Consider the following 15,011-nt stretch of genomic DNA (forward strand, 5'->3'; position numbering starts at 1 on the left):
CGCGCGTGCCACGCAGTCCCGCTTGGCCTCAGCAGGGAAACGCGCCCTGCAGCGAACGGAGAATCGCGAGACCGATCGGAAAGTCGTCCGAAATGCTCGGGTGATTGTTGAAAAACTCGTCGAGCAGCGGATAGACGTTCTGGTTGCCGATCGCGAGATTTTGCGGCGGACAGAAGAGCGCCGGACGCTTCTTCGCCACCAGATCTCCATTCGCCCAGCCGAACGCATTGATCGTGCCGGTGATGTACGCCGCGTAGATCGAGTTGTTATCGGCGTGCGCCCATTTTTTGTACTGGGCGGCCGTCATCTCGGCACTCGCATTCAGAGTGAAACACGCTGTCAGTAACGCCAGCGCAACTTTCGATACCCGCATCGTGGAACCTTCAATCGGTGTCGCAAAAGCGGCCATTGTAGGCGACTCGGGGCGTGCCACGCAGAAGCGCTTGCACAGGCAGGAATCCGCAAGCACCGTGCATGGTTTTTGTAAGCGGCGCAGGTGTCCGCAAGCGCGTGTGCAAAACCCGCCGCGGTCACTCGCGGACGTTACGGTGTGCCGTTGCGGCAATACGTTCGGTAAGCTTCGCGCGGGGCAAGACGCGCCATATAGGCCGCGACCGCGGGCAAATCGCTGTGCTGCAACGGCGTCTCAAGCCAGCGGTTGATAGACAGCGCGATCGGAATGTCCGCGAGCGAAAACGTCTCTCCCGCGATGAACGCGCCAGTCTGTTCCAGTTGACCTTCGATCACGGCCATATGCCTCGCCCAGTTCTCGCAAGACAGCTCGATCTGCCGCGGGTCCTGGTGGGCCGGAGAATGCCTGACCAGCGCCAGAAAAGCATCGCTCCACGAGCGGTTCAATTCGCTCGCCTGCCAGTCGATCCACTGATCGCAGCGGGCGCGCTCGCGAGGGTCGACGGGATACAACGACTCGCCCTGATAGCGGCCGGCGAGGTAACGGATGATCGAGTTCGACTCCGACAACACGAACTCGCCGTCCTTGATCACGGGGACCATCGCGTTGGGATTCAGCGCGAGGAACTCCGGCACGCTAGTCGCGCGAAATCCGGAGCCCCAGTCTTCCTGCTCGAATGGAAGCGCGAGTTCCGCGCAGGTCCACAGGACTTTGCGGACGTTGATGGACGAGGTCTTGCCGAGGATCTGTAGCATGGGTTCAAACTGTATCGGCGGCGTGCTGAAGCCGACAGGCACGATTTGCGTCGTGCGCACCGGGCCAGCTGTGCTCAGTGCGAAGCGACAAAGATCGAGCCCGGCGCGGGCGGCGGCATGGCGAAGGTCTTGCGCAACCGGTCGGCCTCCTCGACCGGACTGCGGCCGAATAGGCGCTTGAATTCGCGGCTGAACTGCGAAGCGCTTTCATAACCCACCTGCGCGCACGCCAGCGCTGCCGTCATCTCGTTTCTCACCATGAGAAGGCGCGCCTGATGAAGCCGCGTCGACTTCAGATATTGCATGGGCGACGAGCGCGTGACTGCCTTGAAGTGAAAGTGGAAGGTGGGCACGCTCATGTTCGCTTCCAGCGCCAGTTGCTCGACGCCCAGGGGCTCGCCATAACACGCGTGAATCTTGCGGATGGCCTTGGCGATCCTCGCGAATTGTCCTTGCGCGGTCAGGGCGGCGCGCAGCGCCCCGCCCTGCTCACCCGTCAGCACGTGGAAATAGATTTCGCGCACCAGCGCCGGCCCGAGCAGCTCGGCCTCCAGCGGCACGCTCATCGCTTCCAGGAAACGCAGCACTGAAGCGCTCAACTTCGCATCGAGCGGGGTCGACATCATGCCGAGCGGCTCGGCTCGCACGCCCGCGTTCCGCTCGTCGAGTTGCAGCATCAGATCGGCCGCCACCTTGAAGTCGAGGCGCAAATAGATCGCGAGCAAAGGCTCCGCCTCGCTCGCTTCGGTTTCCATCGAGAACGGCACCGGCACCGAGACGGCCAGATAGTGCTGCGCGTCGTACACGTAGACCGTATTGCCGAGAAAGCCCCGTTTGCGGCCCTGGCACACGATCACCACGCCGGGGTCGTACAGCACGGGCGTGCGACTGAGCGGCCGGTTCGAACGCAAAAAGCGCACGTCGGGCAACACGGTGAGGTTGTAGCCTTCCACCGGCGCGAGATTTTCGAGCAAGGCCACCATGCGTTGCCGCGCGCCTGGATTACGGTGTTTGGCCGTCACTTTTGAGCCCCTTCCAAAACATGCATAACCAGACGGCAATGTGCCACCGCCGCGCTGGAAAATCCATCGACTCATAGGATTAGGCAATCACCGCAGACGAACCGGCATTCGCACCGGACCTGGCCGCCCCTACCATGCAGTCCTGGGCTGGCTTCCGTCGAGGCCGTGCGCTTTCGCCCGAAGGCGCCGCGTGACGGCGGATAAACAAAGGAGTGGATCATCATGAGCAAAACGTTTCTGATCACCGGCGTGAGTTCCGGTTTTGGCCGCGCGTTCGCGCAGGCTGCGCTCGACGCGGGTCATATCGTCGTCGGCACGGTGCGCAATCAGGCCGCGCGCGACGCCTTCATGGCGCTAGCGGCTGGACGGGCCCACGCCATCGTGCTCGACGTAACGGAGTTCGACGCCATCGCGCCCGCCGTCGCGACGATCACGCAAACGGTCGGCCCGATCGACGTCCTCGTCAACAACGCGGGTTACGGGCACGAGGGTACGCTGGAAGAGTCGCCGCTCGACGATATACGCCGGCAATTCGACGTCAACGTGTTCGGCGCGGTGGCGATGATCAAGGCCGTCTTGCCGGCCATGCGTGAGCGTCGCTCGGGTCACATCATCAATATCACCTCGATGGGCGGCTTCATCACGTTGCCCGGCATTGCGTACTACTGCGGTAGCAAATTCGCGCTCGAAGGCATCACCGAGACGCTGGCGAAAGAAGTGGCAGGCTTTGGCATCAAGGTGACGGCCGTCGCGCCCGGGTCGTTCCGCACTGACTGGGCCGGCCGCTCGATGATCCGCGCTGGCCGCAGCATTGCCGACTACGACGCCCTGTTCGACCCGATCCGCGAGGCGCGCGAGGCGAAGAGTGGCAAGCAGGCCGGCGATCCGCGCAAAGCGGCTCAAGCACTGTTGACGATCGTCGCAGCGGAGAATCCGCCGGTGCACCTGCTGCTCGGCAACGACGCGTTCGATCTGGTGAAAGCGAAGCTCGCCGCACTGAACGCGGAGATTGAAACGTGGGAGGCGTTGTCGCGTTCGACCGACTTCGCGTGAAAACAACGATGCACGTGCGCGGCCGTGGGCGTATCGAAAGCCCATAAAAACGGAGCGCGCGCAATCAATCTGCCGATCGCGCGCGCCGGTACACCGTCTTGACTGCCTCTACCGCTTACTGATTCCGAATCCGGATCGGCCCGCCGATGCTGTTGAACAGCAAATCGCCGTTCGGGAACAGTTGCGGTTGAGCGTAGCCGCCGTTACCCCAATTGGACCTGCCGAAAATCGCGCGATACACGACCTTGCCGGTATTCCAGTCGAGGCCGTCCATCTCCCAGCCGTCTTTCTCGTAGTAGCCATTGGTCATCACAATGCCGGAAGGGCCGCTCATGGTCGGCGCCATGCTGATCGACACCACCGAAGCGTTGGTCCACGCCGACTTCCACTGATGCTTCACCGGATCCCAGTCGATCCGCTCGGCCCCATGCGCCGGCTTGTTGATCGGACCGAGCGACAGGACGTCGACCAGTTTGTCCTTTTCGCCGTGCTCGGCAATGTTGTTGACCACGAATGCGCCATATCCGTTGACAACCACCGACTGCTCGGACTGGATGTATTTCGTGCTCGACGGCAAGCCGGCAGTCACGAGAATCTGACCCGCGATCCGGTTCGATTTCGTGCCCGACTGTTTCTTGAAGCCCTCGGGAATCTGGTCGCGCCAGAACGCCACGAGCTTCATGCGATCCGCGCCGTCCGTTATCACGACGAGCCGGTCGTCATCTTTGCCGAAGCCCATCAAGGTCGGCGTCGAGCCGGTTCCGGTGCCGAACTTGACGGTCGGCAACCAGTCGCCCGTGTCGTATGGCGAACTCCACGCGCCGTCAGACGCGTCGTTGGAGAGTTTGGTCCCCGTCCAGACGACCTTGTGCATCTTCTTGTCGGAGGCGAAATAGAGGCCGTTCCTGTCGTCGACCGCAACCGAATTGCTGACGAACTCGTTCTCGTCGAGGTGGATGGTGTGGGCCTGGCCGGTCAGATCGCGGTTGATCACGGAGACCGAGTTGTTGCCCAGCACGACGAGCCTGCCGTCATAAGTCAGATTCAGACCCATGATGCCTTCCTTGCCGGAGAAGCCGTGCTGGCCCGTCAGCACATCTTTGCTCAGATCGCGCGACGCGACCACCTCGATACCCGCTGCGGGATTGCGCGGATCCTTCAGGCCATAGACGAAGATCCGGCCGTCCGCGGTGTTGTAGTAGACGCGGTTGTCCTTGTCGACCAGACCGTAGATGCCATTGCCCACGCGCGTCTGATCGAGGCCCAACCGGTTGAAAACGGCGTCCTTCACCTGATCGACGTTAGCGAAATGCTGATCCAGCACCTTGCCGAGCACTGCAGGCTCGATCACCTTGACGCCCGGCGGCGTGATGCGCGCGACTTCCCTGAATCCGCCGTTCGAGACGTCGATGTACGTCGCACCTTCGCTCGACACTCCCCACATAAAGTCTTTCGATGTGGACTCGAGCGTCATGATGTTGACGGGGCCGCGAATCACGCGTGGCTCTTTGGCCGGGTCGATGTGGAACGTGCCGCGCGTTAGAGGATAGGGTGCGACGTCGGTAGCTGCCGGATCGACGTGAGTCAACGCATAGGTCTTCGACGAAAAAAACGGATTCGGCGCGGGCTCGCTGACAACAGCAAACGCGGATGACACACTCAGAGATACCACAGCCGCAATCGCGCCAAGCCGCAGCGCCATTTTCTTGTTACTTTGCATTCAGTTCTATCCTCACAATGTGGGTGGTGACGCGGGCGCTATGTTCAACTGATCGTCTTCACAACACAATGCTGCGCCGGTTAAAACTCAATTTGCGCTTATGAAATTGAAAGACGATTGGCTTTCCGAAACAAAGCAATCTGAATAAGAAAGTCATTGAGCGGGCGCCCAACTGCCCGTCACTAACGCCGACCGGCATGATCACTGAGATCGGGATAATCAGGATCGCGAAAATATCCGCGAAGCCGGTCGAGCGGCAACGGATTGTTCCGCATACCTTGGCTCCGTGAGAGTGACATCGCGTCGCATAGGCGAGTGAGTGGCGCTTTCGTCGAGCGACCAACGGGTTACGCTCAAGTGAAGTGGAGACGCGCAGGCGGAACGCGGCCTGACGACCTTGCTTCCTGGCCGTCGCCGCTTTCACGGCTTCACGGCTTCACGGCTTCACGGCTTCACGCTTTCACGCTTTGAGCGTCGCCTGCTCGAGAATCATGTCGTAGAGCGCCTGCGCCGCCGGCGACAACTGCGCGGTCTTGCGCACCACGAGGACGAGTGTGCGCGACACAACGGGTTGCGTGAGTTCGACGGTGCGCACCGTCGCATACGCGCCCTTCTGGAGCGCGAGCGCCGGCACCACGGCCGCGCCCACACCTTGCGCGACCAGGCCGACAGCGGTCGAACTGCGCTGGACCTCGTAAAAGGAGCGCAAGGCCAGCTCGCTCGACTCCAGCGCGACATCCAGTAACGCGCGGTTGCCGCTCACCTCGCCCGCGAGAATCAGCGGATAGGATTGCAGTTGCCGCCAGGCAATGCGGCGCCGCTTCGCGAGCGGATGATCTTCATGGCAGATCAAGACGTAGCGGTCCTCCGTGAGCGGCACGCTGACCAGATCCGGCTGCGCCTCGCGCGCGATATTGATGCCGAATTCCACCTCCCGGCGCAGCACGGCCTCCTCCACCGCGGCCGAAGCGTGATCGAGAATCCTGATCCGGTTATGCGGGTAGCGCGCGGAATAGGCCTGCAGAATGCGCGGCAAATACTGCACGCCCACCGTCGGCACACAGGCGATCGAGACATCGCCACGCCGCGCCTCGCCCGTCTCGCGGATTTCCACCAGCGCGTCGGCGAGTTCGCCGAGCAGGCGGCGCGCCTGCGGCAAAAAACTGCGCCCGATTTCGGTGAGCGCCATGGACCGCGTGGTCCGCTCGATCAGCGTGACGCCGAGGTAGGTTTCGAGCTTGCGCAGACGCTGCGTAATCGCCGTTTGCGTGACGTGCAATGAATCGGCGGCGCTCTGGAAGCTGCCGCGATCCGCAATGGCGACGAATGCCTGGACACCGAGCGTGTCGATTTTCATTAGAAAAATGAAGGAATCGGAATGATAAATTCATTTTACTCCGCGCTCGGCGCCACTGAAAATGAACGGATTGGATCGGTTCGGGGCACGGTCCAGACGGAGTCCCCGACAACCGGTCCGGCCATCATGCACACGAGGAGCAACAGATGACGTCGAAGCAGGATTGGCAAGCAAAGCAATACGTGTTGTTCGAAAACGAGCGCACGCGTCCGGTCAGGGATCTGCTGGCGGCCGTGCCGGCAACGGACGTACGGAGCGCGGTGGACATTGGCTGCGGCCCGGGCAACTCGACCGAAGCGCTCGCCGCGCGTCTGCCGGGCGCCGTCGTCAGCGGCATGGACAGCTCGCCGGACATGATCGAGGCGGCCCGCAAGCGCCTGCCGCAATTCCAGTTCGAGGTGAGCGACATTGCCACGTGGGACGCGCATGGGCCCTATGACCTGATTCTTGCCAATGCGGTGCTGCAATGGGTGCCTGATCATGAGCGGCTGTTTCCGTCGCTCGTGGCGAAGCTCGCGCCGGGCGGCAGTCTCGCCGTGCAGATGCCGGACAACCTGGACGAGCCCGCACACCGTCTGCTGCGCGAAATCGCTGCGGACGGCCCGTGGGCTGCCAGACTGAGTGGCCTCGAGCGCACCCTGCGCTACGACGCCGGCTGGTACTACGCGTTGCTCGAGCCGCTGTGCGCGCGGGTCGACGTGTGGCGCACCGTCTACCACCACCCGCTTGCGGGCGGCACGGACGCGGTGGTCGAATGGTTCAAGGGCAGCGCGCTACGGCCCTTCCTCGCCGAACTCGACGCCGCCGGGCAAGCCGCCTTCCTGCGGCGATACCGCGACGCTATCGCCGAGGCTTATCCGGCACTCGCCGACGGCACGGTGCTGTTGCCGTTTCCGCGGCTGTTCATCGTCGCCACCCGCTAGCGCAGCAGGCCCGCGAGTCGGCTGGCGTGCCTGCTGTGGCGCCGGCACGCCAGGGAACGTCAGGAATTGCCGCGCTTGAATTCTGCGTGATATTGTTCAATCAAAGCGGAGGATGGCGGCTCGCCGTCCTCACCGGAACGCAATTTACAGCAGCGAGCGTCGCCATGAGTGATGTACGCCATCATCTGAGTCCACGAGACCGTTTGGAGCTGTTGTGCTGGCTCACATGCGGCAGTCTTGGCGCTTATTACCTGAATGAGGACTGGCCCGACGCGGCGTTTCACGTGCAGGCGGCCCACAAATGGCTCGACCGGCGCGCGCGCGAGGCCGACTGGCTGAGTATCGCGAAACTGTCGGCCACCGCGGTGGAGATTGCGCGGCGGCACGCACAGTTTGTCGAAACCGATTGGGCTAGAGACGCGGTCGAGGAGATTCTTGATACGGACGAGCTGGACCCTCAGGCCAGGCTCGTCAGGCAGGTGATCGCCGATTGTCAGAATGCTTTGGCTGATAAAAGGCTGGCGGATTAGCTTAGGTTTTTGCCTTGGCCGGGGTGCATCAAAAGTTATGCCGCAGCCCCAAAATCACCGAAACCTGCCGATCCGTATCCGAATTGACGATATTGGGAATCTGCGCCAGATTCTCCGTCCCTCCGGTCGCCGGATCCACTCCCAACCCGGCCCCTGAAGACTTTTGCCCGATCGCCACGGCATAGACAGCGGTGCGCTTCGACAGGCTGTACACCGCGCCAAGATTGACTTGGTGCACCCGGGTAGAAGCCCCGCCGCTCGGTTTGGCATCATTGAAGATATACGCCAGCCCAAGCTGCAAATCCGGCGCAACCATATAAGTCGTATTCAACTCGGCAATATCGAACGAAACATCGGCTCCCGCGGGTCGCGCGGCACTCGCGAAGTACTGGCTTTGCGACAGCCGTGTGTGCGTATAAGTCACCGCCACACTCGCCTTGCCGAACGCGTACGAGCCCCCTGCCCCAAGAATGCGCACCTTGCTCGCATCCTGCAACAGACAATACGACGCGTTCGCGTTAGCGCAACTCAGATCGCCGATATAGCTGCTGGTGCCGCCCAACGCCGCCTGCAACGGCTGATTCAACTCCAGATAACCCGCGCTCAGCGACAACGGTCCCTGCGCGTAATTCGCCGCCAGCGCCCACCCCTTGTTCTGCGAAAAATGACCCGCCACGCCGCCCAGACTGAACAGGCCACCCACCGTGAAGCCACCGAAACTCGGACTGATGTACTTGATCGAATTATTGAAGTTGAATGCTTCGTTCAGATTGTCGATGTCGCCGAAATGCGAACCGTATAGCGTCGCCCAATTGTTGCTCGACGCGTACGCACCCATATAGTCCGAGAACGGATCGTATTGACGCCCGAACGTCAACGCCCCATACGTACCGTTGTTCAACCCGACCCACGCATTGCGGTTGAACAGCGTATTCGATTGCAGCATCGCGCCGTTGCCGATCAGAAAGCTGTTCTCCAGCGCGAAGTTGACGCTCGTCCCGCCGCCAATGTCCTCCGTGCCCATCAAGCCCCAGCGCGACGGCACCAGATTGCCGCCCGCCAGCTGGTAGTTCGCGTGCCCGTTGGTGCTGCCGTCGGCGAGCGTCGTTTGCTGGTTGTTCGTGTAGACGACACCGGCGTCGACGGTGCCGTAAAGCGTCACCGAAGATTGCGCGTGCGCGCCCATCGCAAGGCCGAGCGCGGCCAGCGCAAGCGCCGGGCGCTTGACGAAATTGTCTGCCATGATTTTCCTGCCGGGAAGTAAGGAGAGTGGTAGTCGAGCGACGCGATTACTGGCCGAAGCGCGCGTAGATATCCGGGCGCTTCCTGCGCAGAATGAGACCGATCACCACGCCGACGCACGCCACCGTGAACACGATCCACGGAAAGGATTTGACGATCGGACTATCGGAGCCGCTGAGCGCGTCGAGATTGCGCACCAGAATCACGCCGATATAGAGCAGACCCAAACCACCCACCAGCGGTGCGACTAACGAGTGCCATACGCGCGTGTCCTTACGCGTCTTGCGGAAGAACGCGATCACCGAAAAACTCGTCACCGCCTGCAACATCACAATGCCGATCGTGCCGAGCGCAGAGCTCCAGCTGAACACGATGTTGAACGCATCGCTGCCCGCCGCGATGAAAAGCCCGAGCAGCACGCAAACGGACAGCGTTTGCAGATAGCTCGCCCTATACGGCGAACGGTACTTTTCGTGCACGCGGGTAAGCACTTGCGGCAGGATGCCCTCGAGACTCAGCGCGTGGATATAACGCACCAGCGTGTTATGAAACGACAACAGACTCGCGAAGATACTGCTGAGCAGCAGAAAGCTCATCACCGTCGTCACCGCTCCGCCCAGATATTTGCCGGACTGGATGAACCAGAAATCGCCGGGCTGTTTGGTGGCGACCGTGACCACATCGGCAAGACCGTACGCGCAGACAATCGTCCACGTAACAAAGGCGAAGAACACGAGAATCAGCATGACCGATACGTACGTCGCGCGAGGCACCGTCACTTTCGGATCGCGGCATTCCTTACCGTAAATCGCGGTGGCCTCGAAGCCGATGAACGACGCAAACGCGAACATCACCGCAATGCCGAGGTGGCCGCTGAACACATGTTGCGGCGTGAACGGCGCCAGCGTTAGGCCGTTGGGTCCGCCACCATGCACGACGATCGCAATTGCGAGCAGCAGCAGAATGCCCAGTTCAAGACACATCAGCACGCCGAGCAGGCGGCTATTCAGATCGATACCGCGTATTCCGGTGAATTGCACCACGGCTACGCAGATCAACGAATAGCCGTACCAGGGTAAGCCGGTATGCAGCAGCGGCGAGAGAATCACAGTGCAGAAGAATCCGAACAGCCCGTATAGCGCGATCTGGATGAACGTGTACGACATTAGTGCGACGAGCGCGCCGGCCATGCCCAACGGCCGTCCAAGTCCGGCGGTGATGTATGCATAGAACGCACCGGCACGCACCACGTGCCGGCTCATCGAAGCAAAGCCGACGCTGAAGATCAGTAGCACCACGCCCGCAACCACGAACGCGCCCGGAATGCCCGCGCCGTTGCCCAGACTGATCGCGGGCGGCACCGCGCCGAGCATGCCGGTCAGCGGCGCGGCCGCCGAAATCACGAGGAAAACGATCTGCCACAGGCCCAGCGTATTGCCTTTCAATTCCACGGCGTTCTCCGCGTCGACCGCACGGGTCGGAGAATAAGGTTCACTCATCGCTGCCTCTGTTGTGTTGGCTAGTCTGGAACACGTCCTGAACCCCAGCACGGCTGATCCAGGCACCCGGTTGACCGACGTCCGAAGCTTCGGTGTGAGCGCATGGTAGGTAGCTAAAAAATAAAGCGACTTCGCGAACCGCGCCAAATTTTCGATAATGTGCGCCAATGCGCCGGGAAGCCAGAATTCAGCGGCTTGCCGTGAATATTTAGGAACCTGAACTATTTTCGCGCGGCAACATCTGGCCTGCACGATACTTTCACAATGAAAGAAAATGCCATGAGGTCCGGCGCTATTGTTTTTTCCAGTTGCGCGTGGCGCGCCACAAGACGGTCGCATCGGCATAACCGACTGCGCGGGCGATCGCCGCATTGGTGAGTTCTTCCCGTTCGAGCAGCCCCTCCACACTGCGCTGCCGCTCCTCGCGCAGGATCTGCCGCACGGACGTGCCCTGCTCCGCAAGGTGCCGCTGCAACGAGCGGTGCGAGAGACCGAGATCTTTCGCAATGTCGGCAACGATCAGCTTTTCGTGCGCGAGACGCCGCGTAACCAGATCGCGAACCTGCTCGACGATGCTGTGGGGCATCGCATCGCGTGCAATCAGGTCGGTCGCGTGGCGCTCCATCATGCGCGCCATTTGCGAATCGGCGCTCTTGAGCGGTGCGTCGAGATCCTGCGGACGCAGAATCATCCCGTTGAAAGGCTGCTGAAAGCGCACCGGCACACGAAAGATCCGCGCATACGGTTTGAGATCCGCGGGCGCTGCGTGCTCAAAATGGACTTCGACCGGATTCCACGCTGCTCCCCTCACCAGCCGGACCATATGGCACATGGTCGAGAGGCTGTATTCCGCATCCTGCCGGCGCGGCCAGATTTGCGGACTGGCGATCTGATAAGTCCACATCGGCCATTCGTCGTCGCGTAGCAATTCGCAGGTCGTGGTGTTCTGCCACGACGCGAGCGCGAGCGAAAACTTGCGCAACGCCGCGTTCAAGGTGGGGGACGAAAAGAACACCAGACCCGCCGGCCCGAGTTCCGTCACTTGTAATTCGCTGCCGAGGCGCAAGCCGAGTGCGGACTCGCCGAGCACTTCGGCGGCACGTTCGAACGCGGCCACATAACGCGTGAGCGGCAGAATTTCATACGGATTGGACAAGAGCCGCCGACTCATGCCGAACTCCTCCAGCAGCGCGTCGCATTGCGCGCCCGATGCGTCGAGAGCGCGCACAACCGGTCCCATGACCGCGGCGCGAATCATCGGGAAACTGCCGTTGAGCGTGACTTTTTTCATGTTGAGCGTCTCCTCCTCAGTCTTCGCTGATGTGTTGCCCGAGTCATTCCTCTTGGCGCACTTTATCGTTCATTTGGCGCGATAAGCAAGCGCGAAAATAATATTGGGTTCCTACGATTTGCCATCGACTCAGCGATTGCCGCGCGCCATTTGCCTCGCGAGCACGCTGTCCGGTCCAGCAACTCCTTACGGGAATCTTATGAACACGAATGCCACGAAAGCCGCTCACGTCCCCGTTCATCCGCTCGATCCGCTGAGCGGCGCAGAAATGCAGCTAGCGTGCGATCTCGTGAAAGCCGCGGAAAAACTCGATTCGCACGCGCGTTTTCCGATGGTGGAACTGCGCGAGCCGCCGAAAGCCGAAGTCGTGGCGTTCAAGACCGGCGAGTATTTTTCGCGGACAGCCTTCGTGCTTGCAATCGATCGGACGAATGGCGCGACGATCGAATTCGAGGTGGACCTGAGAGAAAAGAAGATCGCCGCGCGCCGCGTCATGCCATTCGGCGAGGCGCCTTACGGCCAGCCGCCGATCATGATCGACGACTTCATGAACGCGGAACAGATCGTCAAGAGCGACGAAGCATGGCGCGTGGCCGTGATGAAACGCGGCCTCAGCGAAAAAGATCTGGAACGCGTTCAGGTCGATCCGTTCTCGGCGGGCTGTTTCGATCGCGAGAACGAGAACGGCCGGCGTCTCGTGCGCTGCGTGAGCTACTACCGCGAAACGCTGACCGATAACGGCTATGCGCATCCTATTGAAGGCGTGCTCGCCGTGGTCGATCTGCTCGAAAAGAAGGTGATCGAACTCGTGGACGACGGCCGCATCATTCCGATTCCGCGCGCCAAACACAACTACGACACGCCGAGCCTCGGCGAGCCGCGCAGCACGCTCAAACCGCTCTCGATCAACCAGCCCGACGGCCCGAGCTTTACGATCGACGGCTGGCACGTGAACTGGCAGAACTGGAACTTTCGCGTCGGCTTTACGCCGCGTGAAGGACTCGTCCTGCATCAACTTTCGTGGGACGACGGCAAGAGCGCGCGACCGATCATCTACCGTGCGAGCGTCACGGAAATGTGCGTGCCCTACTCCGACCCGAGCACCAACCATTACTGGAAAAGCGCCTTCGACGCCGGCGAATACGGTCTCGGCAAACTCGCGAACCAGCTCGAACTGGGTTGCGATTGCCTCGGCACGATTCGCTATTTCGACATTCCGTCCGCGGACGACTTCGGCAATGCATTCGTGATGAGGAACGCCGTCTGCATGCACGAAGAAGACTACGGCACGCTGTGGAAGCACTATGAATTCCGCACCGGCGTGTTCGAAATGCGCCGCTCGCGTCGTCTCGTGATTTCCTTCTTCGCCACGGTCGGCAACTACGACTACGGCTTCTACTGGTATCTCTACCAGGACGGCACGATCCAGCTCGAATGCAAGCTGACCGGCATCGTGCAGACTTCGGCGGTCGCCGACGGCGATACCTATCCTTGGGGCGGCATGATCACGGAGAACCTCGGCGGCCCGACGCACCAGCACTTCTTCAATGCCCGCATGCATATGATGGTGGACGGCGAGCACAACACCGTGACCGAACATGAATTCGTGCCTCGTCCAATGGGCGACACCAACCCGTACGGCAATGTGTTCGACACGACGAAGCGCGTGTTGAAAACCGAAAGCGAAGCGGCCCGTGTCGCGAGCGGCAACACCGGCCGTTACTGGAAGGTCTTCAACCCGAACGTGAAGAATGCCGTCGGCGCGAATCCAGGCTACAAGCTGGTCGTGAACGACTCGCCGCTGATGCTCGCCGATGAACGTTCCAAGGTGCGCCAGCGCGGCGGCTTTGCCACGCGTCACGTATGGGTCACGCCGTTCGATCCGGCCGAGCGCTATGCCAGCGGCGATTACCCGAATCAGCATTCAGGCGGTGGCGGACTGCCGCGCTATATCGAAGCGAACCGCAACATCGAGAACGAAGACATCGTGCTGTGGCACAGCTTCGGCCACACACACGTGTGCAAGCCGGAGGACTTCCCGGTGATGCCGGTGGAATACGCGGGCTTCATGCTCAAGCCGAACAACTTCTTCCCGGCGAACCCGACCATGGACCTGCCCGCCGAGCGTGATCTGAACAGCGTTGAAGACGGAAAGTCCCCGGATCATGGTTGCTGCAAGCACTGATCCGACCGTGTCTCGTGCGCGGCACACCGCCCTCGCGCGCGTGCTGTGCGCGAGTTCGGCGTGCGTGGGCCTCGCGAGCGGCGGCGCTACGCTGCTGATGCAGGCCGGTATCGGTCCGCGCGCTACTTCGCTGTGGATGAGCGCGCTGATGCTGCTGGTCATGATGAGCGTGCCACTGCTGATGTCACGCTCGTGCGCCCGCCACACCCTGCTGGCGAGCGCCACGACGTTGATCGCGACGCTTACCGCGATGAACCATGTGCCGGCGTATCTGAACAGTTCGGCGCACGGCACTGTCATTGCAGTGCTGATGATGGCAATGGCCATCGGAATGTCGTTCTATAGACTGTGCGTGCTCGGCCCCTCCGTCAAACAGCGTCACGACCTGCATCGCCGCACGCACGAATCGGTCAACACGGCGCCACCTTCAGCCGCAACGGCTTTGCTCGCCCTGCTGGCGGGACTGTCGAGCGGCAGCCTTGCCCGCTTCCAGCTCTTTGCGATTTGCGGCGTAAGCGGCGCGCAGCCGCTCTGGCAAATCGCGCTATTGCTTGCCGCAGTCTGCGCGCTCGCATTCATCGCCGACCGTTCACACGGCAATCGCATGCTGATCGCGTTGTACGTCGCGCGGGCGGCGCTGATCGGCACGCTTGCGGCGAACGACAATCCCGCGCTCGCCCCGCTCGCGACGACTCTCTTTCTGGCTCTCGACTGCCTGACGATTCCAGCGCTCGTCAACTTGCGCGCACGCTCGAACAGCTTATCGAGCGCAAGCTGTCCCGGCCTCGCGCATCACGTCGGCATGGTGTTGGGCGCGGCGTTGTCGACCACTCCCTACTTTTTCGGCGATGGCTTTGTCGTGCTGTATGCGTTGGGCGCGGCAGCAAACCTGATCTGCGCTGCGTCTTTAGCAGTGCGTTGGCGTGCAACGCACCTCTTCCATCCGCATTCGAACCCATACCGGCGTCAAACGAACCCTTCCGGCTAGCGCAACGGCCACTACCCCAACGGAGACAAAACAT

14 protein-coding genes are annotated in these 15,011 nt (G+C 61.4%); 5 read left to right on the forward strand and 9 right to left on the reverse strand.

Translation table 11 applies throughout. The annotated features are described in order from the left end of the window. Positions 1 to 28 precede the first annotated feature (28 nt). The 3 genes from BLW71_RS06390 to BLW71_RS06400 all read right to left on the reverse strand — a co-directional run bounded on the left by BLW71_RS06390 (position 29) and on the right by BLW71_RS06400 (position 2,150). The gene (locus BLW71_RS06390) at positions 29 to 307 is read right to left on the reverse strand and encodes a hypothetical protein (protein WP_286161942.1); all 279 of its coding nucleotides are present in this window, start codon (positions 305 to 307) and stop codon (positions 29 to 31) included. Between the two features lie 236 nt (positions 308 to 543). Beyond that, positions 544 to 1,167: a glutathione S-transferase family protein gene (locus BLW71_RS06395; protein ID WP_091800515.1), complete on the reverse strand. Its 624-nt coding sequence runs from the start codon at positions 1,165 to 1,167 to the stop codon at positions 544 to 546. A 74-nt stretch (positions 1,168 to 1,241) separates the two neighbouring features. Then, a complete protein-coding gene (locus BLW71_RS06400; protein ID WP_408303501.1) occupies positions 1,242 to 2,150 on the reverse strand; it encodes an AraC family transcriptional regulator in 909 nt (302 codons plus the stop codon). A 261-nt stretch (positions 2,151 to 2,411) separates the two neighbouring features. Here BLW71_RS06400 and BLW71_RS06405 point away from each other — a divergent pair, with 261 nt between their 5' ends. After that, on the forward strand, positions 2,412 to 3,242 hold the full coding sequence (locus BLW71_RS06405; protein WP_091794204.1) for an oxidoreductase: 831 nt from the start codon (positions 2,412 to 2,414) through the stop codon (positions 3,240 to 3,242). Positions 3,243 to 3,357: 115 nt separating this feature from the next. On the opposite strand, the gene BLW71_RS06410 is transcribed toward BLW71_RS06405, so the two are convergent. From BLW71_RS06410 to BLW71_RS06415, 3 genes are read right to left on the reverse strand one after another with little or no spacing between them, the layout of a single operon-like run. Continuing rightward, the gene (locus tag BLW71_RS06410) at positions 3,358 to 4,962 is read right to left on the reverse strand and encodes a hypothetical protein (RefSeq protein ID WP_091794207.1); all 1,605 of its coding nucleotides are present in this window, start codon (positions 4,960 to 4,962) and stop codon (positions 3,358 to 3,360) included. A gap of 58 nt (positions 4,963 to 5,020) precedes the next feature. Further along, positions 5,021 to 5,386, reverse strand: coding sequence for a hypothetical protein (locus tag BLW71_RS40765; protein ID WP_143048307.1), 366 nt, complete (start codon positions 5,384 to 5,386; stop codon positions 5,021 to 5,023). A gap of 36 nt (positions 5,387 to 5,422) precedes the next feature. Then, positions 5,423 to 6,319 (reverse strand): LysR family transcriptional regulator, encoded by an 897-nt coding sequence (locus BLW71_RS06415; RefSeq protein WP_091794209.1) that lies wholly within the window; start codon positions 6,317 to 6,319, stop codon positions 5,423 to 5,425. 146 nt (positions 6,320 to 6,465) lie between these two features. On the opposite strand from BLW71_RS06415, the gene tam reads away from it, so the two are divergent. Together tam and BLW71_RS06425 are read left to right on the forward strand one after the other, a co-directional pair. After that, positions 6,466 to 7,242: a trans-aconitate 2-methyltransferase gene (gene tam / locus BLW71_RS06420; protein ID WP_091794211.1), complete on the forward strand. Its 777-nt coding sequence runs from the start codon at positions 6,466 to 6,468 to the stop codon at positions 7,240 to 7,242. Positions 7,243 to 7,406: 164 nt separating this feature from the next. Beyond that, the gene (locus BLW71_RS06425; RefSeq protein ID WP_091800518.1) at positions 7,407 to 7,772 is read left to right on the forward strand and encodes a hypothetical protein; all 366 of its coding nucleotides are present in this window, start codon (positions 7,407 to 7,409) and stop codon (positions 7,770 to 7,772) included. Between the two features lie 28 nt (positions 7,773 to 7,800). Here the strand turns inward: BLW71_RS06425 and BLW71_RS06430 are convergent, their stop codons facing one another. The 3 genes from BLW71_RS06430 to BLW71_RS06440 all read right to left on the reverse strand — a co-directional run bounded on the left by BLW71_RS06430 (position 7,801) and on the right by BLW71_RS06440 (position 11,804). Beyond that, positions 7,801 to 9,015 carry a porin gene (locus BLW71_RS06430; RefSeq protein ID WP_091794213.1) on the reverse strand — a complete coding sequence of 405 codons (1,215 nt, stop codon included), beginning with the start codon at positions 9,013 to 9,015 and terminating at the stop codon, positions 7,801 to 7,803. 46 nt (positions 9,016 to 9,061) lie between these two features. Then, complete coding sequence (locus BLW71_RS06435) at positions 9,062 to 10,513, reverse strand: APC family permease (RefSeq protein ID WP_177204984.1); 1,452 nt, start codon at positions 10,511 to 10,513, stop codon at positions 9,062 to 9,064. A 292-nt stretch (positions 10,514 to 10,805) separates the two neighbouring features. Further along, entirely contained in the window at positions 10,806 to 11,804 is a 999-nt protein-coding gene (locus BLW71_RS06440; RefSeq protein ID WP_091794215.1) for an AraC family transcriptional regulator, read from the reverse strand. 199 nt (positions 11,805 to 12,003) lie between these two features. On the opposite strand from BLW71_RS06440, the gene BLW71_RS06445 reads away from it, so the two are divergent. Next, complete coding sequence (locus BLW71_RS06445) at positions 12,004 to 13,989, forward strand: primary-amine oxidase (protein ID WP_091794217.1); 1,986 nt, start codon at positions 12,004 to 12,006, stop codon at positions 13,987 to 13,989. Next, positions 13,970 to 14,977, forward strand: coding sequence for a hypothetical protein (locus tag BLW71_RS06450; RefSeq protein WP_091794219.1), 1,008 nt, complete (start codon positions 13,970 to 13,972; stop codon positions 14,975 to 14,977). Before BLW71_RS06445 ends, BLW71_RS06450 begins: the two co-directional genes overlap by 20 nt. The last annotated feature ends 34 nt before the right edge of the window (positions 14,978 to 15,011 follow it).

The organism is Burkholderia sp. WP9 (assembly GCF_900104795.1).
Classification (GTDB): domain Bacteria; phylum Pseudomonadota; class Gammaproteobacteria; order Burkholderiales; family Burkholderiaceae; genus Paraburkholderia.